A 23,951-nucleotide genomic window follows, 5' to 3' on the forward strand; every position below is an offset into this window, starting at 1 on the left:
CCCTTGGCATGGGCTGTGCGCCGCGCACCAGTTTGCCGGGCAGGCAACCTGTCGGTTCGCCGTCGCGATAGGTGACTTTTCCAGCGACGATGGTGGCCGTGTAACCATCCGCCCGCTGAGTGAGCCGCCCACCGCCTAACGGCAAATCATACTGTATTTCGGGACGGTAGAGTTTCAGATGGTTACGATCGATAATATTGATGTCGGCCCGGTAGTTTTTTGCGAGTACACCGCGATCCAACAAATTCATCGCGCGTGCGTTGTCCAAGGTGAGAGATTTGATAATCTGGCCGATGGATATCGATCCCTGACCGCCATCGCCGACCCAATGCTGGAGCATGAAGGTCTGGCCGCTGGCATCGCAGATGATGCCGACATGGGCGCCGCCATCACCAAGGCCGAAGAGCGTATTCGGATGCTTGAGCATTTCTTCGACTGCATCGAGATTCTTTTCTGCATAATTCAACGCGGGCGCATAGAAGACATTCTTGCCGTTATTTTCAATTAGGAGGTCATAGGCGAGTTCGGCAAGCGGAACACCGCGTTGTGCGGCAATCGCGGCGAGGCTGTCCTGGTCTTTTGGTGCATAATCAAAGCTGTCGGTCATCAAATAAATGTTTGCCAGATCGACGAGCGATCGATTGATCACCGAGTCAGGCACATCGGCCGGGAATTCCGCAATAATTTTCCGGCGTGTTTCAGGATTCCGCATCGCCGCCAGCCTTTCGTCTGCCGGAAGATCCTTGATTGCGACGTAGCTCGGCGAGAAAAAGAAGAAGTTGTACTGAAGCTTTTGACCAAGTAATAGCCCGATAGGCCGGCAGTAAACCTGCGGCTGAATATTTGTGCCGTCCTTATTTGCCTGTTCCGTGAGCCGAAGGATTGTCCGCCACAACTCCGGCGTATTCGGTCGTTGCGAAAGCGAAAAGGTCATGGGAACGCCGGATTTTTCGGTCACCCGTCGCAGCATTGCAAAATCGGTTTCGGGCTCACTGAACTCCGCAATAAACTGCAACAAGCCGGTACCAGCCCTTTTAATGCCGTTGGCAATCGCCATCAGCTCGCTTTCGGACGCGGAAATGCCTGGCATCAGATTCTGATCACTGGAGCGGTGATTGAGGCTGCGGGAGGTGGAGAAGCCGAGCGCGCCGGCTTCAATCGCTTCAGAGACGATGCTCGACATCTGTGCAAGGTCCGCGGCGGTTGCAGGTTCGCGATTCAGGCCGCGCTGGCCCATGGTATACACCCGCAATGGTGCATGTGGAATATAGGCGCCAATATCGATATCGTAGTTGCGCTGGCCTAGAAAATCGAGAAACTCTGGAAAGGATTCCCATTTCCAGGGAATGCCTTCGGTCATGACCACGCCGGGAATATCCTCGACCCCTTCCATCAGACGAATGAGATTATCATGGTCTTCTGGCCGACAGGGCGCAAAGCCGACCCCGCAATTTCCCATAACAGCCGTTGTTACGCCGTGGCTGGAAGAAGGCGTGAGGCGGTCCGACCAAGTGGCTTGCGCATCGTAGTGGGTATGTATATCAACAAATCCGGGAGTTACCAGCTTTCCGGCCGCATCAATTTCTTCGTCAGCGGACCCTTCTATCTTTCCGATTTCCGCAATGCGGCCATCCAGAATTCCGATATCGGCCTGATATAGGTCTCCGCCAAGGCCGTCGACAACCGTACCGTTTCTGATAAGAATATCGAACTGCATATAACTATCTCCTTGTTCACTAAGACTAGTTTGTTCAAAAAAGTCAGTTCGGTTCACTGCCAAGAAGAGTTGCGCTGGTTGGCGTCACTGCCGCGGCGGTTACGAGACAGATTTTCGCATCCGCGACCTGTGACGTCGATTCGCCGCGAACCTGCCGGACCCCCTCGACAAGGAGGTTCAGCCCATGCACGTAAGCTTCGGAGAGCAAGCCGCCGGCCGTATTGATGGGAAGGCCACCGTTCGGCCAGTCGAGATTGCCGTCCTCTGCAAAGTCACCTGCTTCCCCATGACCGCAAAAACCAAAAGCCTCAAGTGTCGTAAGAACGCCGCCGCTGAAGGCATCATATATTTGGGCAACATCGACATCTGATCGCTCAATTCCGGCGCGGGCAAATAATTCGTCCGCCAGTCGTTCTTGCGGTCCAATAGAAAAAATCTCTTCCGGCATATTGTAATTACCAAAATTACCTGTACCCCAGCGACCATCACCGCCTTGGCCAACCGCAAGAATATGCGCAGGCTTTCCTCTGAGATCCGCCGCGCGTTCACGGGTCGTCACAATCAATGCGCAGGCACCGTCGGTTTCCAGGCAGCAGTCGTAAATACGGTAAGGTTCCGCGATCATGCGACCGGACATGTATGTTTCCATATCAAGCGGCTTGTCATGCATCACCGCATTCGGGTTCCGATTGGCATTCGCCCGGCAGGCGAGGGATACGCGCGCTAGTTTTTCCTCCGTTAATCCGTAAAGATGCATATAGCGTCGGAACGTAAGCGCGGCTTGGCCAGGAGGAGAAAACAGACCGTAGGGGGACGCAAATTTTTGATGGGCGCTCCATTCATGGAACTGGCCATAGCGAAATTGCTGTCCCTGGCAGAGTGCTCTGAGAACGACAACATAGTTTGCGGTTCCGTTTTCTACGGCCGCGACGGCATGAGACAGGGACGCGCTGGCGCCACCACCGCCACCGCCCCATACCATCGTCGCCAGACGGAGTTGTTTGATTCCCAAAGTGACTTCTAATCTTGCCGGATCGTTTCTGTCGTCAGAGTGAGCGGAAAAACCGTCTATTTCACTCAAGGGCAATCCGGCATCCTCTGCCGCTGCCATAATTGCCTTACAGGCGAGGCTGAATTCACTCTCCTCGGTCACCGTCCCCCACCGTTTATAAGGGGTCTGGCCAATACCTACGATACAGGCCTGATGTTTTTGACTGGTCATGTAACTCTCCTCATTTTTTGCTTTTCTTTCACTACTGGCCAGGCCAATTGAGTAAGTCATATTGTTCATTATATGAACAGTTATTTCATCTGTTGACTATACGCGTAATGATATGGAATAATCAACATGTTTGGTGGAGATTCAATCGACCGTCCAATTAATGTGGCAACCAGCAAGGTTAGCCCGCAATAAAAATATAGGGAGAAGCTAGCATGCAAATGTCTAAAACTATTCTCAGTGCAGTGGGGCTTATGGGTGTTATCGCGCTTGGTTCGCCATCTCAAGGCGAAGCAAAAGAAACACTTACATTTGCAACATATGTTTCTGAAGTTTACTCAACTTCACAAGCCGATATTTGGCTCATGGACGAGATTGAGAAGCGCAGCAATGGCGAAATTACCTTTGAGCGCTACTTCAGCGGTTCCTTGTTGAAGGCGCCGGATTTATTTCCTGGATTGTCACGGGGTGCCGTGGATATCGTCGCGGGTGTTCCAAGTGCCTATAACCGGAATGATTATCCGTTGTCCAATGTGACATTGCCGTTCATTACCGAGAAATCCGATGCCGTCACCAAGGCATTTGGCGAGCTCTATGAGACCAATGCGGATTTGCGAAATGAATATGAAGGGCGGAATGCCAAGCTTCTTTACACACGGGGATATGCAGAAAATTCGATCTGGTCGCGCGTGCCGATCACGAAGGCGTCTGATTATAAGGGGCTTAAAATTCGTGCCGTTCTCGCTATTGCCGATGTCGTAGAAGCCCTCGGTGCGACAACTGTTGCCGTCCCTTTCCCCGAAGCAGTTGAAGGCATGGGACGCGGTGTGGTCGATGCGATGACGGCGGCGCCATTTGATTCGGCAATCAAGGGAGGCTTGTCAGAAGTTGGCAAGTTTGGCTCCGACGGTGGCAGGATGGGCGTTTATGCGGCAAATATGCTGGCAATCAATCTCGATCGCTGGAACAGCCTGAGCCCTGAAGATCAAAAACTAATTACAGAAGTCACGGCCGAAGCAGCGGCGCGGTTCGATAAAATGCATGCGGAAGAAGTAAAAAAAGCGGCGGAAAAATTGTGTGCAACCGTTGCAAGTAGCGATCTCAAGATCAATTTATTTACTGATGAAGCTGCGGCGGAAGTTCGTGAAATCGCCTTTAAACCAATTACAGATGCCTGGATCAAATGGGCGTCAGAGGCGGTAAACGTAGATGCCAAACAAGTACTGGATGACTATATTTCCCTTATTCGGAAATATGAGCCTGAATCCACATACAAAACCGGCTTTGAGGTTTATACGGAAGAATGCGGTTCCTGATAGAAGTCTGATGGTTGCGCTAGCGAAAGGGGCGTATTGTTCCTTTCGCATCTTTTTTTCCATACAGGATGTCAGTCATGATCGTAAAAACAATCGAAGTCTTCGAGCGGTTTCTGTTGCGTCTGGGAATTGCCAGCGGCTTTCTGACCTTGTTCACGATGCTTGTCGTCGTGATTGATGTCGCGGGCCGTACATTTCTGAACATGCCGTTGATAGGCGGCAATGAATTTGCTGTGCTGCTCATGGTCGCGCTGGTTTATCTCGGCCTGGCCGCCGCGCAACAACGGCGGCATAATTTTGCCATAGATCTGGTTACCCGGCTTTTACCACCGACCGCGTTAAGGTTTGTCAATATCGTCACCTCGCTGATCTCAACAATCCTGCTGGGATTGCTCACCTGGCTGACGGCAGAACTGTCTTGGAGCATGATGCTCAGTGGCGAGTCGAGCTACGGGATTATCGCGTTTCCCATCTGGCCGTCGCGCATTCTTATCACCATCGGACTTGGCTGCCTGACATTACAGTTTCTTTTTGATTTCCTGCGGCATATCGGGCTGGTCCCGGAAAGTGCCGTGGATGATGAGAAAGTGAGTATCTGAATGGATCCCACACTTATTGGCACCTTGCTCGTCAGCGTGATGCTGGTGTTGCTGTTGTCCGGAATCCCGATTGCTGTTGCCCTGGCTACAACGGGTGTTGCTGGCATCATCGCAATGCGGCCTTGGGGGGCGGTTGAGTATTTGCTCGCCAACTTTCCCTATTCCTATACGGCCACATTTTCCTTTATCGTATTGCCCTTGTTTCTGTTTATGGGCTATATGGCGTTTTCGGCGAACCTTTCGCGCTATGCCTTTGAGGCAGGCCAACGTTGGCTTGGCCACATCCCCGGCGGACTGGCGATTGCTACTGTCTTCGCCTGTGCTGCCTTTTCCGCCGTTTGCGGTTCCAGCGTTGCAACGGCCTCAACCATGGCTCGCGTAGCGCTGCCGGAAATGCGGCTTCGGGGATACAAGCACTCTCTGGCTGGCGGATGTATTGCTGCGGGGGGAACGCTTGGCGTCTTGATCCCGCCGAGCGGTGTCCTGGTGATTTATTCCTTCATTACCGAGGTGTCGCTGGTGAAACTCTTCATCGCGGCGATATTGCCCGGGATTATGACCGCAGTCATCTATATGATCTGTATCTATGTCATGGTGAAGATCAAGCCGGAACTTGCGGGAATGCAAGAGGGTGTTGTCAAGGCGCCCTGGCGCGAACGGTTTGTTTCGCTGGGCCGTGCCTGGGAAGTCATGCTGCTGTTCAGCGTTGTTATGGGATCCATCTATCTTGGTGTTGCTACAGCGACTGAAGCGGCTGCGATTGGGGCGCTACTCGCCCTTGTTATGGTTCTGCGTCGGCCAAATGCCTGGGAAAACTTGAAGGCGGGTCTTTGGGAGACGGGCGCCGGGACATCGTCGATCTTCTTTTTGATCGTTGGGGCTGGGCTGTTCAGCCTGGCGCTCAATATGTCGCAATTGCCGGCTCTCGTAGCGGACAGCATCGTTCATTTTGATCTGCCGCCGGTAGCGATATTCGCATTGATCATTGTCATCTATCTTGTTCTCGGCGCGTTGGTGGATGGGATATCGATGATCCTGATTACCATGCCGATCGTTTTCCCGATTATTCTGGAGCTTGGGTATGATCCAATCTGGTTCGGGATTATCGTCGTGAAAGCGGTTGAGCTGGGATGTATTACACCACCTGTTGGATTGAATGTATTCGTTGTGAAAAGCAGCGTTCCGGATGCCCCGCTTGGCGAGATATTCAAGGGGTGCATACCCTTTGTCCTGATGGAAATTCTGATTATTGTGTTGCTGATTGCCTTCCCTCAAATCGCGTTGGTTCTGGTCGGAGATTAGGCGTTGGATATGAAAGGAGTACTTTAAATGCACTATATGCCGGAAGCGGTCCCAGGACCGGATCCCTCTTTTGATGACGCGACATATTGGACGAATTGCCAGGAGAAAAAGCTGACATTTCAGCGCTGCGGGAAATGTCAAACCTACAGGCATCCTCCAGGCCCGTTTTGCCCGCAGTGTCACTCGGATCAGATTGAATGGGTGGAAGCACCAGAAGAGGGAGAGCTCTTCAGCTTCACCGTGATTCATCATCCTGCACATCAGGCTGTCCGCGAGCGCGTTCCTTATAATGTCGTGCTGGTAAGTTTCCCGACAATGGGGGGCGTCAGGGTAATTTCCAATGTGATCGATGCCGAGCCGGATGAGCTCAAGTTTGGTATGAAGTTGAGGCTGGTGTGGGGGCAGGCTGGAAATGGACAGACAATCCCGTTGTTTAAGAAGGCATAAGAACCTGGCCGTGTGAGTGGATGTTGATTAGCTGTAGTTTTCGCTTATTAGCTTGCCAAGTGTGTCTGCCGTTTCCCGTAATGCAGGAAAGAGCGTCTCTATTCCCTGTTCCAGTGGCATCGCGCTGATCAGGAATGAGGTGCTGAGGCTCGCAAAAACCTCATCATTCTTGAACACCGGAACGCTGAAACCAGTGACCAGACCAGCGCCCGAAGAAGAAGACTGATTAAACTTCACGTCAGGCACCGCGTAGCCCTGCTTGCGGATGGTCGCCAGCAATTTCGCGACTCCTTTGGGGTCGTCCCGGGCGGGAGCATCGACGGAGCGTTTCGACGATGCCAGCATTTTCAATAATTGCTCCTGCCTAGGCGCCTTGCAAAAGGCAAGATAGGCCCGGCCAAGGGAAGTCAGCAACAGGGGCGCGCGGACGCCAGCCTTGTGATTTATGGCCATAATATTGTACTCGCGGCTTGTTTCGATAATCATCATGTCAGTGCCGTCGAGGATCGCGAGATCCGAAGGCCAGCCGATCCGTTCACGCAACGCCAGCATAGTCGGGCTGGCCATTTGGGATAAATGGCGCTTCCCGTCAAATCCCTTGCTCAAGAGCAGGGTTTTGCCTGTCGGCATATACATCCCAGATTGTTCGTCGCGCGTGACATAGCCCTCGGATATCAGCGTTTCCAGCATACGGAGAACAGTTGAACGATGAAGTTTAGTCTCCTTGTGGAGCTGCTTTATCGATGCAAATTCAATTTCGTTGACGATCCGGAGCACAGTCAGTGCTCTGACGACCGATGTAACAGGGTCAAACGAGGCCATGGGTTCTCCAATCAGCGGACTTACGGCTGCGAAATTCCCGCACGCCAATGTTGACGCTTGCCAACGCAAAGCACCGAGCCTTTAGCAACCAGATTGCAATCTCCGGGGCAAGTTTTAAAACCATGAACAACATGTCTAGCTCACTCTTTTGGCGGGCGGAGTTTCAAGCCGCAATCCATTGAAAGATTTAATGACATAGCCCATTAACCTATATTTTTCTACAAAAAGCGACAAGCCAAGTATATTGAATTTGTTCAATAGATGAATAATTTTTTCACATATTGACATAATATTATGCCTGTGAAATGATCTTCGGGTAAACGAACGACAACTAAAAAGGGTGCAAAGGCTATTGGCTTAATTGCACTGAAAGGTGAGGTATAGTGGGTGAATCTAAAGGTGCCGAATCTCGCGCTTGTATCGTTGGCATTGGAGAAACAGACTATACACGCCGGGGCGGAATCTCTGACCGTAGTGAATTAGCCTTGGCATGCGCGGCCGTCGCCAATGCTGCAAAAGATGCAGGGCTTGACGTCAACGATATAGACGGTTTGTCCTCCTACGCGAACGATGAAAGTGTTCCTTGGCTGATGCAGGAATCTCTGGGATTGCCCAAGCTGCGCTATGCAACGATGGCCTGGGGAGGCGGTGGCGGGGGGTGCTTCGCTGCCATTGCGCAAGCGGCGGCGGCAGTTGAATCCGGTGCGGCGAATTACGTTGCGGTTTTTCGCTCACTTTGCCAGGGGCAGAGAAAGCGCTTCGGGCAGGGATATGGCGTGCCGCATAGCCCGGGTTTTCTTGATCCCTTCGGTATGTTCGCACCCCCCTTCATGCTGGCGCCGCTCGCCCAGCGGTACAAGCATGATTACGGCATTCGGGAAGAACAAGTGGCGGAGATCGCGTTGAGTGGGCGGGCCAATGCCGCGCGTAATCCGCGGGCCGTGTTCAAGGATCGTCCGCTCGATCTTGAGACTTATCTGAGCTCTCGAATGGTTGCCGATCCTTTGCGCCTTTATGATTGCTGTCAGGAAAATGATGGTGCCTGCGCCTTGGTCGTCACGACCGAGGAACGCGCGCGCGACCTATCGGGTCCGGTCGTGCGGATCCTGGCTGCGGGGCAGGGGGCGGAACCCGGTTGGGGGTCCGGCGGACTGGGATCGCATAACATGCCCGAGGAAGATTACAAGGCGGGTGGCGGACGGACTCTGGCCAACCGTTTGTATGCCAAGGCAGGTATTGGACCTGAGGATGTGGATACGGCTCAGATCTACGACCACTTCACCTATTTCGTCCTCATGAATCTTGAAAGTTTCGGGTTCTGTGGCCGGGGCGAGGCGGGAGCTTATGTTGCCGACGGCAATATTCGCTGGTCGACTGGAAAACTACCAATTAACACCTCGGGCGGGCATCTGTCTGAAGCCTATATTCATGGGCTTAATCTCGCGGTCGAGGGTGTTCGCCAGATACGCGGAACGTCAACGTCGCAGGTCGCCGACGCCGAGATTTGCCTGCTGGCCAACAGTTCTTCAGCGGCCATTTTGGGGAGAGTGTAATGAACAGATATTTGCCAACACCCTCGCCAAATCCGCCAATGGATGCCGTTCCTTTTTGGGATTGGTGCCGCAAGCGCGAATTGCGGTTTCAACAATGCGGTGCCTGTGGGCGGCATCGCCATCCTCCCGCACCGGTTTGCCGGTTCTGTGGCTCCGATCAGGTCAAATGGGACCCGGCGCCGGATGAAGCGGAGCTTTTCAGCTACACGATTGTACATAACGCCGTCACCGAGGCACTCAAATCATACGTTCCTTACAACATCGCCGTTGTTGGCTTTCCAAGCCTGCAGGTCCGGCTGATCAGCAACATTATCGACATGCCGCCTTCAAGCCTCCGGATTGGAATGCCGCTCCGGCTGACCTGGCAGGAATGCGACGATGGCACGCCGCTGCCCCTGTTTTTAGGAGAGAAGAGTTAATACATGAAACGAATATGTAGTCTGGGTATCCCGTTGGAAGATTTTACAATGGGTCACATCATGCGCCAGAAGGCGGAAAAAAACGGCGATAAAACCTATCTGCGCTTTGAGGACCGCAAATATTCCTACAGGGAGTTTCACGAGATCAGCAACCGGCTGGGCCGCGCCCTTCTGGACCTTGGCGTCGAGGCGGGGCAGCATGTTGCCTTCATGATGGAGAACAAGCCGGAGCAGCTCCTGCTTTACTTTGCGCTTGCGAAGATCGGCGCAGTCAGTGTGCCGGTTAATTCAGCGGCAAAAGGTGAGTTGCTTGCCTATTATCTGACCCAGTCGGATTCGACAGTCCTGATTTCAGACAGCGGGCTTGTTGAACGTTTTCAGCTGGTTCAGGACCAGTGCGATGCCGTTCGCCACGTTATAATTCTGGATGAGCGGGGAGTGATTGATCCGGCAACGACACCACAGTTGAATGCCGAGGTTATTGACTATAACAGCTTATTGGATGCGTCGGCGGACGAACTTCCTGAAGACGTGGTCCGCAATCGCGATGTCGCCATGTTGCTCTATACCTCCGGAACTACTGGCCCATCGAAAGGCAACATGGTGCCCCACGGACGGATGATTGGCGGTGCCATCGACCATGTGGAATATTTCGGCTACGGCCCGGATGACGTTCTCTATACCTGCCTGCCGATGTTTCACGGCAATGCATTGAACACCTCCGCCATGCCAGCACTGATGGCTGACGCAACTTTGGTGATCTCCCGCCGTTTCTCAGCCAGCAGGTTCTGGGATGAAATCAGAAGTTATGGCGTGACTGCATTCAGCCTTCTGGGCGCGATGGTGAATATTCTCTGGGCGCAACCGCCAAGCCCGCTGGATCGCGAGAACAAGGCGCGCCTGTGCATGATGGTGCCGGTACCCGATTTCGCCCGCGAGTTCGAGAAGCGTTTCGACCTGAAAGTCACATCGGTCTACGCACTTTCCGATTATGGTTTCATTACATTCCTGAGCCCGGAGCATCCGCCGGAAAAGTGGAAGTCTGCCGGTAAGCCGCGTAGTGGTATGACAATCAGCATCATGGACGACGATGACAATGCCCTGCCGAAGGGCACGCCTGGCGAAATATGTGTGCGTTGTGACGTACCGTGGATTACCGCGCGAGGCTACTACAAGATGCCCCAAGCGACCGTCGATGCGAACCGCAATCAGTGGTTCCATACCGGTGACCGTGGCTATCTCGATGAAGACGGGTATATCTATTTCGTTGACCGCAAGAAGGATGCCATCCGGCGGCGGGGCGAGAATATTTCCTCCTATGAGGTGGAGCAGATCGTTCTCGGTCACTCCGCTGTCGAAGACGTCGCCGCCTATGCGGTGCGTTCGGAAATGAGTGAAGATGAGGTGATGGTCAGCATTACCTGCAAGGAAGGGAAGACGCTGGATCCCGCCGATCTCGTTCGCTACTGCGCCGACAATATGGCCTATTTCATGGTGCCGCGTTTCATCGAAATTGTCCCTGAATTGCCCAGGACCATGACGGAGAAGGTCGAAAAATACAAATTGAAGCAAAGCGCTCAGGAGCGTCTGAACGAAATCTGGGATCGCGAGGCGGAGGGAATTGTTGTTAACCGCCATACGAACTAGCTGATAGACGCAGATAGGAAATAAAAATAGGGGAGGTCAAGGCCAGATCATGGAAAGATTACGCAACGTAGAAATTCCAACTGAAAACCGTACGTTGGGAAATATCCTGCGCCATAAGGCGGAGAAAAATGGCGAGCGGATTTTCCTGCGCTTTCTGGACCGCAGTTACTCCTATAAGGCCTTTCATGAAATCAGCAACCGCCTCGCTCATTCGCTCGCCGACCTCGGGATCGAGAAGGGCCAGCATGTTGCCTTCATGATGGATAACAAACCCGAGCTTCTCCTGCTTTACTTCGCGCTGGCAAAGATCGGGGCAGTTAGTGTGCCGGTTAACACGGCAGCCAAAGGCGAACTGCTGGCTTATTACCTGATCCAGTCCGATTGTACTGCCCTGATTGCCGATAGCAGCCTTTTGGATCGCTTTCAGGCGGTGCAAAGTCAATGTGAAAGCATCGGCAGGATTGTTGCATTTGATGATGGGAAGCCGTTAGACGCGGACATGCGGTCATTGCTGGGTGCCGGCGTCGTCGACTACGATGTTTTGCTAGACGCAGAGGCCGACGAACTGCCTGCGGATCTCGTCCGGAACCGCGACCTAGCCTTTCTGCTCTATACCTCCGGCACTACGGGCCCCTCCAAGGGTAATATGGAACCACATGAGATGATGGTGTCGGGCGCGATAGATTATGCGGAATATTTCGGGTATCAGCCAGAAGATGTTCTTTATACCTGCTTGCCATTGTTTCATGGCAACGCGCTTAATACTTGCGCTCTTCCGGCAATGATGGCTGATGCGACGCTTGTTGTTTCTCCGCGCTTCTCCGCCCGCGCTTTTTGGCAGGAAGTACGGGACTATGGTGTTACTCAGTTCAATTTACTGGGCGCGATGGCTAATATTCTCTGGGCGCAACCGAAGAGCCCGCTGGATAGCGAAAACAAGGCGCGAATGTGCATGATGGTGCCGGTACCGGATTTCGCGCGCGAGTTTGAGGAGCGATATGGGCTGAAAATCACCTCTGTCTATGCGTTGACGGATTTTGGTGGCGCAACCTTCTTGGGGCCAAAACATCCACCGGAAAAATGGAAATCCGCGGGCCAGGTTCGTGAGAACATGACCGTTGCCATCATGGATGACGACGACCGGCTTCAACCAACGGGTACGCCGGGTGAGATATGCTTGCGTTGTGACGTCCCCTGGATGACGGCGCAGGGTTATTACAAGAAGCCCGAAGCGACGGCCGAGGCGCGGCGTAATTTATGGTTCCATACAGGGGATCGCGGCTATCTCGATAAAGACGGGTTCCTCTATTTCGTGGATCGAAAGAAGGACGCCATCCGGCGGCGGGGCGAGAACATCTCTTCCTATGAGGTCGAGCAGATAATCCTCGGGCATCCGGCCGTGGAGGATGTCGCCGCCTATGCCGTAAATTCGGAGATGAGTGAAGATGAGGTTATGGTCAGCGTGGAATGCAAAGAGGGGCACGCGCTCAATGAGGAAGAGTTGGTCCGCTATTGCGCCGATAATATGGCCTATTTCATGGTGCCGCGATTTATCGAATTTGTATCTGAACTCCCAAGAACAATGACAGAAAAGGTCGAGAAATATAAACTGAAACAGAACGCTCAGGATCGGCTGGAGCAAATCTGGGATCGCGAGGCGGCGGGTATTGTCGTCAACCGCCATACGAATTGAGTCGAATTGGTCGTATTTTCCGGGTGATCCGCTATCCCTTCGAGAAAGAGTTTAATTTATCATGATTGAATCCCATGTCGAAGATGGCCGGTTGCAGATTACGATCAATCAACCAGCGAAGCATAATGCTATAAACCGGGCGATGTGGCGGCAGCTTGCCGAAATTCTTGCGGGGGTGGGAGATCGGCCAGAGATCAAACTGTTGGTCTTGCGCGGCGCCGGGAGTAAGGCTTTCTGCTCGGGCGGCGATATCAGCGAATATGAAGACTTTTATAAACACGTTAAGGATGCCGACGAAGCCTATGTCGGGGTTCGGGACGTGTCTGCACTGCTGCGAAATCTCCCGATTCCGACAATAGCCGCGATTTCCGGCCATTGTGTCGGGGCCGGCGTTGTGATAGCGGCGGCCTGCGACTTTCGACTTTGCACGAAATCCTCCCGATTCGCGGTGACGGCGGTGAAGCGTGGGCTTGTCTATCCAGCGCCGGCGTCGGGAGAGCTTCTGGCGCTGGTCGGTCTTGCAGTGACGCGCGCGATTCTGCTCCGCGGCCGACCCCTCTATGCGGAAGACGCTCTCAAGGCAGGCCTTGTCGATATATTGGTCGAGGATAGTGAATTTGAAACCGGGCTGGCTGCGTTCGTCAAGGAAATGATTAATCAAAGCAGTAGCGCCTATACCTTGGTGAAAAAATCCATCAGCTACGCTACGCAGCTGGTTGAGGAAAATGAAGCCATGCGGCAAATGAATCTGGACGCGCTCGGCAGTGAGGAATTCAAGTTGTCGACCCGGAATTTTATGGGCAAGGACTAAAGCGGATACTACAAAAATCGGTATCTTTGGTGCAGAAATGACAAGACGACGAGAGAGTAAAACATGAAAGCCTTGTTGATAGGTGGTACCGGACCGACCGGTCGTTTTCTTATAAATGGTCTTCTCGAACGCGGCTATGAGGTTGCAATGCTCAACCGCGGTGGTCGGGATGACAGCCATATCCCGGCTGAGGTCGAACGGATCAAGGCTGATCCGCATTTCAGGGAATCCCTTACGCCGGCGCTGACCGGACGGCAATTCGATGTGGTGGTGGGTGCCTATGGCCGGATAAAAATCGTCTCCGATGTTGTGGCGCCCCTGACCGATCGGTTGATCACAATTGGCGGCATGGCAATTTTCCGTGGCTTTGCAGATCCCAAATCCGTGTTTCCGACAGGCTGTACTGTTCCGCTCAGCGAAACAACGCCGTTGCTGCGATCGCCCGAGGATCATGTCTTCGGCTACAAGATGCTCGACGCCGAGCGGCATGTCATGTCGCATCACGGAAAGGACTGCAAGGTCAGCCACTTCCGCTATCCGCTGATTTACGGGGCTGGACAGGTTATGCCCATTCGTTTCTGGTGGTTTATCCAACGCGCCCTCGACAAGCGTCGCCGCGTGGCACTGCCGGACGGAGGGCTGACGATTATCAGCAACGGATATGCGGAAAACATGGCCCATGCCGTCCTGCTTGGCGTCGACAAACCGGAGGCGGCCGCGGGTAAGGTTTATAACTGCGCCGATCAGCGCCAGTTCACGCTCGCTCAGCTTGGAGAGATACTCTTTGAGGCAATGGGGGAAAAGCTAGAGATCGTTTCAATCCCCGATGCCGTGGCGTCCCACGCTCGGGTCTTGCAAGTGTTCAACGATGCAGATTTCCATCGGATGTTCGATATTTTCCCGCTTCAGCACGATCTTGGCTATCGCGATATCGTCGATCCGCTCGACGGATTGCGCCAGACCGTCCGCTGGTATCAGGAAAATCCGCCCGCCGCGAGCGTTGCCGAAGAGGTGCGCGGGCAATATGCCGTTGAGGATGCCCTAATCGCCCTTCAGGACGAGGCGTTTGAAAAAATGAAGCAGCTCGATCATCACGAGCCTGAATATGTTCATGGCTATGCGCACCCTAAGAAAATGGGCGCGGCGCGGGATCATCGCGGCCGTTAAGTTGCCTATTCCAACAGTGCGGTGGGTGCTGTCAGAAGAAAATAGCTTGTCGTCCTATTTCTCATTTTCTACTCTCCCTGAATGAAAAATCATAATCCATTCCGGTATTTCAAAACCTCACCTGAGGTAATCCGCCTGGCTGTGATGATGTACGTCCGATTTCCGCTTTCGCTTCGCAACGTTGAAGATTTACTGCACGAGCGTGGGATAGATATTAGCCACGAAACCGTTCGTTATTGGTGGAACAGATTTGGTCCATTGTTTGCGCGCGAGATCCGGAAGAAATGGATCCGTCCGTCCCAAGATTATTCAAACTGGAAATGGCATCTTGATGAGGTCTTTGTGAAGATCAATGGCGAAACACATTACCTGTGGCGTGCTGTTGATCATGAGGGAGAAGTTCTGGAAGCTTTTGTTTCCAGGCGCCGCGATCGCAAGGCAGCCCTGGTGTTTCTTAAGAAACTTATGAAACGGTACGGAAATCCACAGGAAATAGTAACGGACAGATTACGTTCTTACCGTGCCGCCATGAAAATAATTGGTAATGAAACAGCACAAGAGGTTGGCCGCTGGTTGAACAATCGCTGTGAAAACTCCATCTCCCATTTCGACGACGAGAGCGGGCGATGCTGCAATTCAGGCGATTGAGAAGTTTGCAGAAATTCGTCTCTATTCACGCATCCGTTCACAATCACTTCAACCATGAACGCCACCTAAACAACAGAGAAACATTCAAGCTTCAGAGGAATGCCGCACTGGTCGAGTGGCAGCAATTTAGTGCGGCATGATAGGGGGCACCGTTGTGCCTTTTTTACGCCATACGGAGACGACGTCGCATTAGTCTGACAGCACCTTCTGAGTTCAAGGATTGTTTCTCTTTGGATTAGTTTTTCTAGGATATAGCCACGCTGAACGGGAAACAGTTTAAGCTTTGATAATATGTTGAATATCTGCTCCGAAATTACGGAACGGCAACGATCAAAAAGCTTCATGTCCAGAAATGTCCCTAGTTCGGACTGGGTTGAAAACAATCCCATATTAGAATAACGAAGATGATAATTCCACTTAAAGAGAGAAACGTGAATTTGTGTCCTATCCCCAATAGTATCTATTTCTGCGAGGGGAGGATGCCAAGTTCCTTGCAGATGACCTGAAGCATAACCTCGTTTGCTCCGCCACCAACGGCCGTTTGACGTGCTTCACGGTAGATGCGGGTGATGAAGCTTTCGTTCATAAAGCCCTGACCGCCCCAGAACTGGGTCAGCTCTACGGGGATTTCCATGGAAAGGCGCCCGATCAAATACTTCGCCATGCTGGCGAGTTTGGTGACATTCTCTCCGGCAACGTATTTTTCGGTCGCCTGGTAGAGGAGGGCGCGAACAGATTCAATTTTCGCCTGGAATTCGGCAATCTTGAAGTGAATGACCTGATTGTCCAGTAAGGGCTTGCCAAAGGCAATCCGTTGCCCGAGATATTCGACAGTTTCTTCAATGGCAAGTTCCAGAAAGCGGATGGACCGGGCGACTACAAAAAGCCGCTCTTCCTGAAACTGTTGCATCTGATAGATGAACCCTTGACCGTCCTCGCCAATCAAGTGCCGCTTTGGCACCCGTACATCATCAAAGAAAAGGAGAGCCGTATCGGAGGAACGATAGCCGACCTTATCGAGCTTCTGACCAACAGAAACGCCTTTGGTATCTAAAGGGACAACAATCAGTGATTTGTTGCGGTGAGGGCCATTTTCGGTAGAGGAGTTGACGAGCAGGCAGATCCAGTCGCCCTGAACGCCATTGGTAATCCACATCTTGCTGCCGTTGATCACATAGTCATCTCCATCCAGCACTGCGGAGGTCTTGATATTGGCGACGTCGGACCCGGCACCGGCTTCACTGACGCCAATGCAGCCGACCAAGTCACCGGCGATTGTCGGAGCGAGGAATTCGCGTTTCAACTCGTCCGATCCGTAGTTGGTAAGGGCCGGAGTGCACATGTTGGTCTGCACGCCGATGGCGGAGCAAATCCCCATAGTGTGCAGGTTGCCGAGTTCTTCCGCGAAGGCGACTTCATAGGAGAAATCGAGCTCCGATCCGCCATACTCCGTTGGTTTTCCGATCCCGAGCAGGCCCGCGTCGCCCAGCCTTTTCATCACTTCGTGGGCGGGGAAAATGCCTTCTTCTTCCCATTGATCAACATGCGGGTTGATATGTTCGTCGATTATTTTACGGGTGACCCGACGAAGCTCGTCATGCTCATGGTTCCAAATCACCGTTCTCTCCTCATTTGGTGTTGCGGGAGTATTATTATTCTTTCGGCAGGGTTACAGCTCTAGCCAGCCTTTGATCACAATGTCACCGGTTTGCGTTCTAACAAAAACATCAAAGCGATTGTCCTGATCCTTGGACTGTTTGCCGCCGGCAGTAACGATGTCCCCATTTCGCACAGGGGCAGAGAAGCGGATATTAAGTTTCGCAGAAGACACAGCGTCTTTCCCGAAAGTGCGGGTGGCTGATTGCCAAATCAGGGATAAAGACATCGTGCCATGAGCGATGACATCGCCAAAGGGCGTGTTGCGGGCGAACTCCGGATCGGTATGGATGGGGTTGTAGTCATCCGTAATTTCGGCATATTTTTGAATGGCGGCCTGATCCACTGTCAGGCTGGCCTCTATAAGGTTCTGAACCATTTTCCTCAACCTCCCCAGATAATGCCCATGGAACCAGTGAAAAGAAGGTTTCCATCCTGGTCATGCGATTTCGTTTCAAAGTAAACCCAGTTGTTGTTCTTGCGGGTTTCCTTTTCCCGGCAATAGGCTGTGGTTGTAATTTCATCGCCAATTCGAGGGAGCTTGTACACTTCGAATTCCTGGGTGCCGTGAATATTTCCCTTGGGGCGCGGCTGCACCGTCGCGAGAAAAGCGCGCATGGTAATCGCTGAAATCATGCTTGGCGGAAGATCAGGAAGGAGGTCTTTATCTGCCGGAAACAACTCGCACCATTGCTCTGCCATTGCGTCATTGAAATATTGGACATTCGTCCCGAGATTGTCTCCCGGTTGTAATCTGTCAAAGGTGAGCATAATCAGCCTTTACTAATTGGTTTTGCTTGCGGGATATACTGCTCACCCCGAAGTTCGAATGTGAGTTCGATGTCCATCCCGATATGGACATCTTCCACATCACATTCGATGACATTCATCATGGTGCTGACGCCTTCATCGAGGTTGATTAGAGCCAGGACATAAGGCAGGTCCGCCTTGAACGCCGGGCTAGGAGCGTGACGGACGACCGTGAAGGTTTTGACCGTTCCGCGACCGCTGACCTCTTGCCATTCAAGGTCGTTTGATTGGCAGTTTTTGCAAATCGCGCGTGGATAAAACTGATTTTCCCCACAGGATTTGCAGCTTTGTATCAGGAAGCGTTTTTCATTACAGGCGTCCCAAAACACGGCGGTATCGGGATTGGCAACGGGAATTGGTTTGCCGGTCATATTTTAGACCCTCCCAAGGACGAGTGAGCAATGAGCAGAGAGAATGCCACCATCCCCGTGAACGAAGGCAAGCTGGCTATCTTCCACCTGACGGCCATCTGCCTCGTGACGCAATTGACGGACAGCTTCGACAACATGAAACATGCCGCCTGCCGCCCCAGAGTGGCCATAACTCATCAGGCCTCCATGAGTATTGCAGGGCAGACGGCCGCCGATTTTCAGTGCGCCGTCAAGGCAGGCTGGGCCCGCTTCTCCACGCTCAAAAAAGCCGATTGATTCCAGTTCGACCAGCAAGGTGATGGTGAAGGAATCATAGATTTCCGCAACATCGATATCATTGGCGGTAACGCCGGCCCGCTGAAAAGCGGTTTGTGCGGCCTGTTTGCAGCCAAAATCACTGAGGGAAGGGGCGGCCATGATATGTTCATGGGTGTGTCCTTGACCAGTTCCCATAATTTCGACAGAAACTTTCGGTCGATCATCGCCAGTCTCCGCAGCGCTGACGACAATGGCCGCGCCACCGTCGGATATCAGGCAGCAATCCAGCACATGCAGGGGGCTGCTGATGACCCGGCTGTTCAAAACGTCTTCGATCGTTATCGGGGTTTGTCTATGGGCCTTTGAATTCAGTATGGCATGTTCTCTCGCCGTGACTGAAATTGAGGCGAGCTGTTCAGAGGTAACGCCGAATTCGTTCATGTAATGCGTTGCGACCAAGGCATAGGCGGAGGGAACAGACATGCCATAAGGATGTTCAAACTGTCCATGCCCGACCTTCGCAAGAGTTGCCACCGCGCCACCCTTTGCCATGCCGGTCAGCCGGTTGTCGCCCGTAACCACAAGAACATTACGACATTGTCCACTCTCGACGAGTGCGGCAGCCTGCATGACCATAACACAGGCCGTTGCGCCGCCCACTTCGATAGCTGCGTTAAACTTGGGCTGGAGGCCCATATACTCACAAAAAACCGAACTCAGCATTAGATGTGGTTCTGTGAATGAGTACGCACAGAGTACGCCGTCAATATCAGATTTCGTTAGACCAGCATCTGCAATGGCACCTATCGCAGCTTCAGTATGCAAGGCCATACAGCTGCTTCCGGGAAGCTCTCCGACATCGGTGTCATATGCGCCGGTGATAATCGCTTTTCTCATAAAGAGACCTCTTATTTTATTTTTTCTTTGTCCCAGTTGAACATCAGGGGTTCTTTTGCGAGGAACCGGGCAACTGCTTCATGGTGGTAATCCGTGTCCAGACAGACAGCTTGAGCATAGCTTTCCATTTCAGAAAGCGCGCGCTGGTCAAGTTCAGTTGATTTATTCAGGATGGTTTTTGCCATGCCGATTGCCGGACGAGAGGCGTTGGCGAACTGCTTTGCGAAAGCAATAGCATGGGGGAGGAGATTATTTTCCGGCACAATGTCCCGGATCAGGCCGAGTGATTTCGCTTCTTCCGGCGCTACAGTGCGGGCCGTAAATACGATATCTTTCGCTGCCTGCAATCCGACGATGCGCGGCAGTAGAAAGAACCCGCCAAGATCCGGCACGAGACCGATGCGGCCAAATACGGCGCAGAAGCGGGCTCTTGGGGAGGCAAAAATGAAATCAGCTGCCAGCGCGAGGTTAAATCCAGCACCGAAAGCCGGGCCATCAACAGCGGCAATCACGGGCAGCTCCAGGTCAACCAGTTCCCGGAACCAGAGATGTAAATCCTGAACCCGTTTGCGGTTAACCGCGATGGGTCGTCTTTCTTCGCTTAACGACTTCAAGTCACCACCGGCGCAGAATGCCCCGCCTGATCCGGTTATGATAAGCGCGGAGATATTCTGATTTTCACGGACATGAAGGATGACTTCGGTGAGATCGGCGCGCATCGGTAGATCGAGAGCATTTTTACTCTCCGGCCGATTAAGGGTAATCAGGCCAACATTGTCATTTACCTCAAATGTGAGGGTTTCAAGATTGGGGATCGTATCGGTCATTGTTATAGATCCAGACTGCGAGCGATAAGGTTCCTTTGAATTTCACTTGTTCCTTCGCCAATTACATAGACAAGGGCATCGCGATGGTAGCGCCCAACCGGATACTCCCGCATGATTCCTGCACCGCCATGAATACGGATCGCGTTCTCTGTTGCTCTAAGGGCGACTTCCGAGGAGATCAATTTGGCTTTGGAGGCAATGGCATGGGTCAATGTATCCTGATCCACGCACCAGGCAGCGTAGTACACGATCCATTTGGCAGATTCGATTTCTGCGCTCATGTCAGCCAGTTTATGGGCAATTGCTTGGAATTCTCCCACTTTTTTGCTGCCGACCTTGCGATCACGTGCATAATCAATGGATGCGTTGAGGGCAGAACGTGCAATGCCGAGCGAGTTGGCCGCAACACCAACTCTGTTTTCCATGAGGGACTCCAGAATAATAGGGTAGGTGCCTGTTTCTCCTCCCAGCAGGCAATCATCAGGGACAAATGCATCACTAATATAGATCAATCCTGTTTCGGAACTGCGAATACCTTCTTTTTTGAGCTTTGATATTTCAAAACCCTCATTCGGCATTTCAACGATGAAAAGGCTAATGGCATCAGCGGTCGGTTCCGGGCTAGTTCGTGCGGCCAGCAGGATAAAATCGGCAATAGGCGCATTGGTGATATACATTTTTGCACCATTGATACGCCAGCCGCCATCCACTTTCTCTGCACGTGTTTTCAGGCCACGAACGTTAGAGCCAACATCGGGTTCACTCAGGCCGAAGGCGGCGATTTTATCCCCACTGACGGCGGGTTTGAAGAAGCGTTCTTTCTGATCGGCTGTGCCAGCTTTCCAAATTGGCCAGATACCCAAGTGGGAATGGGCGGACATGCTGGAAGCGAAGGCCTGGCTGACGTAACTCAGTTCCTCTCTGATAATGCAATCCGAGATCTTGTCCATCCCCGTCCCACCGCTTTCGACGGGGTAGCGAGTACCAAGAATTCCAAGATCTCCCCACTTCTTGAACATCTCTTTCGGGAAGGTTTCCGTCTCTTCTGATTCAAAGACAAGGGGGCGTATCTCTGCTTCGCAGAACCGCCTGATAGTCTCGCGAATGTGCTGTTGTTCTTCCGAAAATGTGAAGTCCATCAATATGTTTCCCGTCACGTGAAATTATTGTTTTTGTATTTTATGCCATATGGCAATGCCGGTAAAAAAAGATGTTGTATTCTTTATAAAAAAAATTATTCTGTAAAGAGAATTTTTGGCGAATGCCTCATGAAATCCAAGATGAGGCCTAAACAACTAAGAATAAGTCGCTTCGGGAGAAAAATACATGATAAAGCGGTTTTTTGACCGTGTAACGGCAAGTTTCTCACTGCTTGCCGGTGTTGCGCTGGTGTTTATGCTTTTACAGATAAGCGTGGATGTTTTTAGCAAATATCTGTTTAACACACCGCTTCTTTGGACAATGGATGTTGTCGCCTCTTACATGATGGTGGCGATTGTTTTTATTCCCCTTGCTGAAGTTGAGCGAGAAAATAGTCATATTCGTGTCGAATTGCTAACTCAAGGTCTAAGTAGCCTCTGGCACCGAATTGTAATTATTTTTTCAACCCTGATTTCAATTTTCTACTTCACCTTATTGACTTGGCAGACATGGCTTGACGCTGTCGATAAATACAAGATCGGTGAATATGTGATGGGCGAGGCACAAGTAACTGTCTGGCCAGGCCGGTTTTTTCTACCGATAGGGTATGGGGCTCTGCTTCTCTTATTGCTTTATAAATTGTGGTGCTACCTCACAGATAAAAATTTCCACGAAACTGAAACAAAATCTGCATCTGGGGAGCATTTCGATGAGTGATTTACAGATCGGATTTTTCGGACTTTTTGTGATGGTCCTCCTGATGCTGCTCTATGTCCCCGTAGGAGTAGCCCTGGGATTTGTCGGCGCAGTTGGCATTTACTTCTTGCTTGGTACAGGGCCAATGCTGGGGGTAATTACGGCGATTCCCTATGATTTCGCGGCTCACTGGACATTAAGCTCCGTGCCAATGTTCCTGCTTATGGGATATGTTGCGTTCCATGCAAAGCTGACAGACGGTTTATTCCGAACGGCAAGATTGTGGCTCTCTGCGTTGCCAGGGGGACTCGCGATAGCCTCTATTGGTGGTGCGGCCGGATTTTCGGCAGTAACCGGTTCCAGTCTTGCCTGTGCCGCGGCGATGGGGCGCATCGCTGTTCCGGAAATGCTGCGTTATAATTATGACAAAGGCCTTGCTTCCGGCGTCGTCGCCGCAGCGGGAACCATAGGCTCAATGATACCGCCTAGCATTATGCTGATCATTTACGGTGTTTTTGCCGAAGTGCCGATTGGAAAGCTTTTCGTTGCGGGCATCATTCCAGGACTGCTGACGGCTCTTATGTTCGCCGGAATGGTTGTCGCGCGCGTGAAGATAAACCCTTCGCTTGCACCAGATCAGGATCTTCGTCCAACCTGGCAAGAGCGCTTTTATGCACTGGGAGAAACATGGCCGCTGTTATTGATCATTCTTGCTGTTATCGGAGGATTATTTCTTGGGGTGTTTACGCCGACGGAAGCTGGAGCGGTTGGCGCGTTGATGTCATTTGTAGTGGCAGCTATGAAACGAAAGCTAAATTTTGAACTTATAAAGAAGTCCGTATCGGAGACTCTGGTCAGCACGGCCGCGATTTTTGTGATCGCTATTGGCGCGGCCATTCTGACCCGCTTTCTTGCTTTGACAGGGGTCCCGGATTTTCTGTCAGATTTGGTATTGGCGGCTGCTGTTGAACCTTTAATGATCCTTTTCGGGATGGCGATTGTATATCTCTTGTTAGGAATGTTCCTTGACCCGATAGGAATCATGCTCCTGACCTTGCCGATATTTCTACCGGTAGCTGAGGCGGCGGACATTAACTTGATTTGGTTTGGTATTCTGATCGCAAAGTTTCTTGAGATTGCTCTTATCACACCGCCTGTTGGCCTGAATGTATTTGTTATTAAGGGCATTGTTGGAGATGCGATCTCAACTGTCACAATCTTCAGAGGAATAATGTGGTTCCTGGTTGCAGATGTCGTAACAATGGCTCTTCTCATTATCTTCCCGGAAATAAGCTTGTGGTTACCCCAATTAATGGGCTGACGCCTGTCGTCTGGTTGCGAGAGAAGATTCAAGACTAACCCTAATCAAGTGGGGGGTAATGAATGCGGATACTGAATTAAAGAGTGAATGGTTTTGTTTAGGTTAAAAATGAAGAAAAAAAGAGAGGAAAAATAACATGAAAATCGAACTTTCTAAAATTTCACTGGTTGCAGGGGTGGCGCTTGCCGCCTCGGTTTCCTTCGCCAGTTTATCCTCTGCGGATGAAGGGCGTTTTGCTTCTTTCGTTTCGCCGAAGAACCCGGTTGTTGAATTCGGTGCGGAGCCGTTCATTGAACGGGTTACGGAGGAAACCAACGGCGAACTGACCTACAAGATGTTCGCAGGCGGTTCTCTGCTTGGCGGTAAAAACATGGTTCAGGGTCTGCGTGACGGCGTTGCCGACATTGGCCAGATTGTTTTCGGCTACTATCCGGCTGAATTTCCTTATGCCAGCTTGATTGCCGACATGGCCATTTATGGTGAATATCCGCCAGCCGTGGCGGCCGCTGTGACGGAATTCAACTTTCTGAACTGTGCAGGCTGCCTTGAAGATTATAAGCGCAATGGCCTTGTTGTTCTGGGTACGACCAGCACGTCAGCCTATCAGCTGCTTGC

General features: G+C 51.9%; 22 protein-coding genes and 2 pseudogenes. 14 read left to right on the top strand and 10 right to left on the bottom strand.

All coding sequences use genetic code 11. The annotated features are described in order from the left end of the window. Nucleotides 1–1,717 (bottom strand): amidohydrolase family protein (locus P1U71_RS14605; protein WP_301106358.1); only part of this gene is annotated, 1,717 nt, incomplete at its 3' end. A 43-nt stretch (nucleotides 1,718–1,760) separates the two neighbouring features. Continuing rightward, nucleotides 1,761–2,939, bottom strand: coding sequence for a hypothetical protein (locus P1U71_RS14610; protein WP_301106359.1), 1,179 nt, complete (start codon nucleotides 2,937–2,939; stop codon nucleotides 1,761–1,763). A 218-nt stretch (nucleotides 2,940–3,157) separates the two neighbouring features. Between P1U71_RS14610 and dctP the strand changes: the two genes are divergently transcribed. The 4 genes from dctP (at nucleotide 3,158) to P1U71_RS14630 (ending at nucleotide 6,600) form a co-directional block, all read left to right on the top strand. Further along, entirely contained in the window at nucleotides 3,158–4,252 is a 1,095-nt protein-coding gene (dctP, locus tag P1U71_RS14615; RefSeq protein WP_301106360.1) for a TRAP transporter substrate-binding protein DctP, read from the top strand. Between the two features lie 77 nt (nucleotides 4,253–4,329). After that, entirely contained in the window at nucleotides 4,330–4,851 is a 522-nt protein-coding gene (locus P1U71_RS14620) for a TRAP transporter small permease subunit (RefSeq protein ID WP_301106361.1), read from the top strand. Continuing rightward, nucleotides 4,852–6,153 carry a TRAP transporter large permease gene (locus tag P1U71_RS14625; protein ID WP_301106362.1) on the top strand — a complete coding sequence of 434 codons (1,302 nt, stop codon included), beginning with the start codon at nucleotides 4,852–4,854 and terminating at the stop codon, nucleotides 6,151–6,153. Nucleotides 6,154–6,180: 27 nt separating this feature from the next. Next, entirely contained in the window at nucleotides 6,181–6,600 is a 420-nt protein-coding gene (locus P1U71_RS14630; protein WP_301106363.1) for a Zn-ribbon domain-containing OB-fold protein, read from the top strand. 27 nt (nucleotides 6,601–6,627) lie between these two features. Here the strand turns inward: P1U71_RS14630 and P1U71_RS14635 are convergent, their stop codons facing one another. Continuing rightward, nucleotides 6,628–7,422, bottom strand: coding sequence for a helix-turn-helix domain-containing protein (locus P1U71_RS14635; RefSeq protein WP_301106364.1), 795 nt, complete (start codon nucleotides 7,420–7,422; stop codon nucleotides 6,628–6,630). Between the two features lie 383 nt (nucleotides 7,423–7,805). On the opposite strand from P1U71_RS14635, the gene P1U71_RS14640 reads away from it, so the two are divergent. The 7 genes and pseudogenes from P1U71_RS14640 (at nucleotide 7,806) to P1U71_RS14670 (ending at nucleotide 15,500) form a co-directional block, all read left to right on the top strand. Then, nucleotides 7,806–8,975: a hypothetical protein gene (locus P1U71_RS14640; protein ID WP_301106365.1), complete on the top strand. Its 1,170-nt coding sequence runs from the start codon at nucleotides 7,806–7,808 to the stop codon at nucleotides 8,973–8,975. Then, on the top strand, nucleotides 8,975–9,394 hold the full coding sequence (locus tag P1U71_RS14645) for an OB-fold domain-containing protein (RefSeq protein ID WP_301106366.1): 420 nt from the start codon (nucleotides 8,975–8,977) through the stop codon (nucleotides 9,392–9,394). The genes P1U71_RS14640 and P1U71_RS14645 overlap by 1 nt, the downstream gene beginning before the upstream one ends. A gap of 3 nt (nucleotides 9,395–9,397) precedes the next feature. Further along, nucleotides 9,398–11,041, top strand: a complete 1,644-nt coding sequence (locus P1U71_RS14650) for an ATP-dependent acyl-CoA ligase (protein ID WP_301106367.1) — start codon at nucleotides 9,398–9,400, stop codon at nucleotides 11,039–11,041. Nucleotides 11,042–11,090: 49 nt separating this feature from the next. Continuing rightward, nucleotides 11,091–12,734 carry an ATP-dependent acyl-CoA ligase gene (locus P1U71_RS14655; protein ID WP_301106368.1) on the top strand — a complete coding sequence of 548 codons (1,644 nt, stop codon included), beginning with the start codon at nucleotides 11,091–11,093 and terminating at the stop codon, nucleotides 12,732–12,734. 61 nt (nucleotides 12,735–12,795) lie between these two features. Continuing rightward, on the top strand, nucleotides 12,796–13,545 hold the full coding sequence (locus P1U71_RS14660; RefSeq protein WP_301106369.1) for an enoyl-CoA hydratase/isomerase family protein: 750 nt from the start codon (nucleotides 12,796–12,798) through the stop codon (nucleotides 13,543–13,545). Nucleotides 13,546–13,608: 63 nt separating this feature from the next. Next, the gene (locus tag P1U71_RS14665; RefSeq protein ID WP_301106370.1) at nucleotides 13,609–14,712 is read left to right on the top strand and encodes a hypothetical protein; all 1,104 of its coding nucleotides are present in this window, start codon (nucleotides 13,609–13,611) and stop codon (nucleotides 14,710–14,712) included. Between the two features lie 81 nt (nucleotides 14,713–14,793). Continuing rightward, nucleotides 14,794–15,500, top strand: a pseudogene (locus P1U71_RS14670) (IS6 family transposase). A gap of 320 nt (nucleotides 15,501–15,820) precedes the next feature. On the opposite strand, the gene P1U71_RS14675 reads toward P1U71_RS14670, so the two are convergent. The 7 genes from P1U71_RS14675 to P1U71_RS14705 are packed head-to-tail and all read right to left on the bottom strand — an operon-like array spanning nucleotide 15,821 to nucleotide 21,324. Beyond that, nucleotides 15,821–16,978, bottom strand: coding sequence for an acyl-CoA dehydrogenase family protein (locus tag P1U71_RS14675; protein WP_301106371.1), 1,158 nt, complete (start codon nucleotides 16,976–16,978; stop codon nucleotides 15,821–15,823). A gap of 51 nt (nucleotides 16,979–17,029) precedes the next feature. After that, nucleotides 17,030–17,395, bottom strand: a complete 366-nt coding sequence (locus P1U71_RS14680) for a MaoC family dehydratase (RefSeq protein ID WP_301106372.1) — start codon at nucleotides 17,393–17,395, stop codon at nucleotides 17,030–17,032. 5 nt (nucleotides 17,396–17,400) lie between these two features. After that, nucleotides 17,401–17,787 (bottom strand): hypothetical protein, encoded by a 387-nt coding sequence (locus P1U71_RS14685; RefSeq protein ID WP_301106374.1) that lies wholly within the window; start codon nucleotides 17,785–17,787, stop codon nucleotides 17,401–17,403. A 2-nt stretch (nucleotides 17,788–17,789) separates the two neighbouring features. Then, nucleotides 17,790–18,197, bottom strand: a complete 408-nt coding sequence (locus P1U71_RS14690) for a Zn-ribbon domain-containing OB-fold protein (RefSeq protein WP_301106375.1) — start codon at nucleotides 18,195–18,197, stop codon at nucleotides 17,790–17,792. 3 nt (nucleotides 18,198–18,200) lie between these two features. After that, nucleotides 18,201–19,352 (bottom strand): thiolase family protein, encoded by a 1,152-nt coding sequence (locus tag P1U71_RS14695; RefSeq protein ID WP_301106376.1) that lies wholly within the window; start codon nucleotides 19,350–19,352, stop codon nucleotides 18,201–18,203. Between the two features lie 11 nt (nucleotides 19,353–19,363). Then, a complete protein-coding gene (locus tag P1U71_RS14700; RefSeq protein WP_301106377.1) occupies nucleotides 19,364–20,179 on the bottom strand; it encodes an enoyl-CoA hydratase/isomerase family protein in 816 nt (271 codons plus the stop codon). Between the two features lie 2 nt (nucleotides 20,180–20,181). Further along, complete coding sequence (locus tag P1U71_RS14705) at nucleotides 20,182–21,324, bottom strand: acyl-CoA dehydrogenase family protein (protein ID WP_367281203.1); 1,143 nt, start codon at nucleotides 21,322–21,324, stop codon at nucleotides 20,182–20,184. A gap of 181 nt (nucleotides 21,325–21,505) precedes the next feature. Between P1U71_RS14705 and P1U71_RS14710 the strand changes: the two genes are divergently transcribed. The 3 genes and pseudogenes from P1U71_RS14710 to P1U71_RS14720 all read left to right on the top strand — a co-directional run. Further along, nucleotides 21,506–22,036, top strand: coding sequence for a TRAP transporter small permease (locus P1U71_RS14710; protein ID WP_301106379.1), 531 nt, complete (start codon nucleotides 21,506–21,508; stop codon nucleotides 22,034–22,036). Next, nucleotides 22,029–23,336, top strand: coding sequence for a TRAP transporter large permease (locus P1U71_RS14715; protein WP_301106380.1), 1,308 nt, complete (start codon nucleotides 22,029–22,031; stop codon nucleotides 23,334–23,336). Before P1U71_RS14710 ends, P1U71_RS14715 begins: the two co-directional genes overlap by 8 nt. A 136-nt stretch (nucleotides 23,337–23,472) precedes the next feature. Further along, nucleotides 23,473–23,951: pseudogene (locus P1U71_RS14720) on the top strand (hypothetical protein); the annotation flags it as partial.

It is taken from the genome of Sneathiella sp. (assembly GCF_029233945.1).
GTDB lineage: Bacteria > Pseudomonadota > Alphaproteobacteria > Sneathiellales > Sneathiellaceae > Sneathiella.

Coding starts and splice junctions, on each gene's coding strand:
- P1U71_RS14610 (WP_301106359.1), bottom strand. CDS start 2,939: ATGACCAGTCAAAAACATCAGGCCTGTATCGTAGGTATTGGCCAGACC.
- dctP (WP_301106360.1), top strand. CDS start 3,158: ATGTCTAAAACTATTCTCAGTGCAGTGGGGCTTATGGGTGTTATCGCG.
- P1U71_RS14620 (WP_301106361.1), top strand. CDS start 4,330: ATGATCGTAAAAACAATCGAAGTCTTCGAGCGGTTTCTGTTGCGTCTG.
- P1U71_RS14625 (WP_301106362.1), top strand. CDS start 4,852: ATGGATCCCACACTTATTGGCACCTTGCTCGTCAGCGTGATGCTGGTG.
- P1U71_RS14630 (WP_301106363.1), top strand. CDS start 6,181: ATGCACTATATGCCGGAAGCGGTCCCAGGACCGGATCCCTCTTTTGAT.
- P1U71_RS14635 (WP_301106364.1), bottom strand. CDS start 7,422: ATGGCCTCGTTTGACCCTGTTACATCGGTCGTCAGAGCACTGACTGTG.
- P1U71_RS14645 (WP_301106366.1), top strand. CDS start 8,975: ATGAACAGATATTTGCCAACACCCTCGCCAAATCCGCCAATGGATGCC.
- P1U71_RS14650 (WP_301106367.1), top strand. CDS start 9,398: ATGAAACGAATATGTAGTCTGGGTATCCCGTTGGAAGATTTTACAATG.
- P1U71_RS14655 (WP_301106368.1), top strand. CDS start 11,091: ATGGAAAGATTACGCAACGTAGAAATTCCAACTGAAAACCGTACGTTG.
- P1U71_RS14660 (WP_301106369.1), top strand. CDS start 12,796: ATGATTGAATCCCATGTCGAAGATGGCCGGTTGCAGATTACGATCAAT.
- P1U71_RS14665 (WP_301106370.1), top strand. CDS start 13,609: ATGAAAGCCTTGTTGATAGGTGGTACCGGACCGACCGGTCGTTTTCTT.
- P1U71_RS14680 (WP_301106372.1), bottom strand. CDS start 17,395: ATGGTTCAGAACCTTATAGAGGCCAGCCTGACAGTGGATCAGGCCGCC.
- P1U71_RS14685 (WP_301106374.1), bottom strand. CDS start 17,787: ATGCTCACCTTTGACAGATTACAACCGGGAGACAATCTCGGGACGAAT.
- P1U71_RS14690 (WP_301106375.1), bottom strand. CDS start 18,197: ATGACCGGCAAACCAATTCCCGTTGCCAATCCCGATACCGCCGTGTTT.
- P1U71_RS14695 (WP_301106376.1), bottom strand. CDS start 19,352: ATGAGAAAAGCGATTATCACCGGCGCATATGACACCGATGTCGGAGAG.
- P1U71_RS14700 (WP_301106377.1), bottom strand. CDS start 20,179: ATGACCGATACGATCCCCAATCTTGAAACCCTCACATTTGAGGTAAAT.
- P1U71_RS14710 (WP_301106379.1), top strand. CDS start 21,506: ATGATAAAGCGGTTTTTTGACCGTGTAACGGCAAGTTTCTCACTGCTT.
- P1U71_RS14715 (WP_301106380.1), top strand. CDS start 22,029: ATGAGTGATTTACAGATCGGATTTTTCGGACTTTTTGTGATGGTCCTC.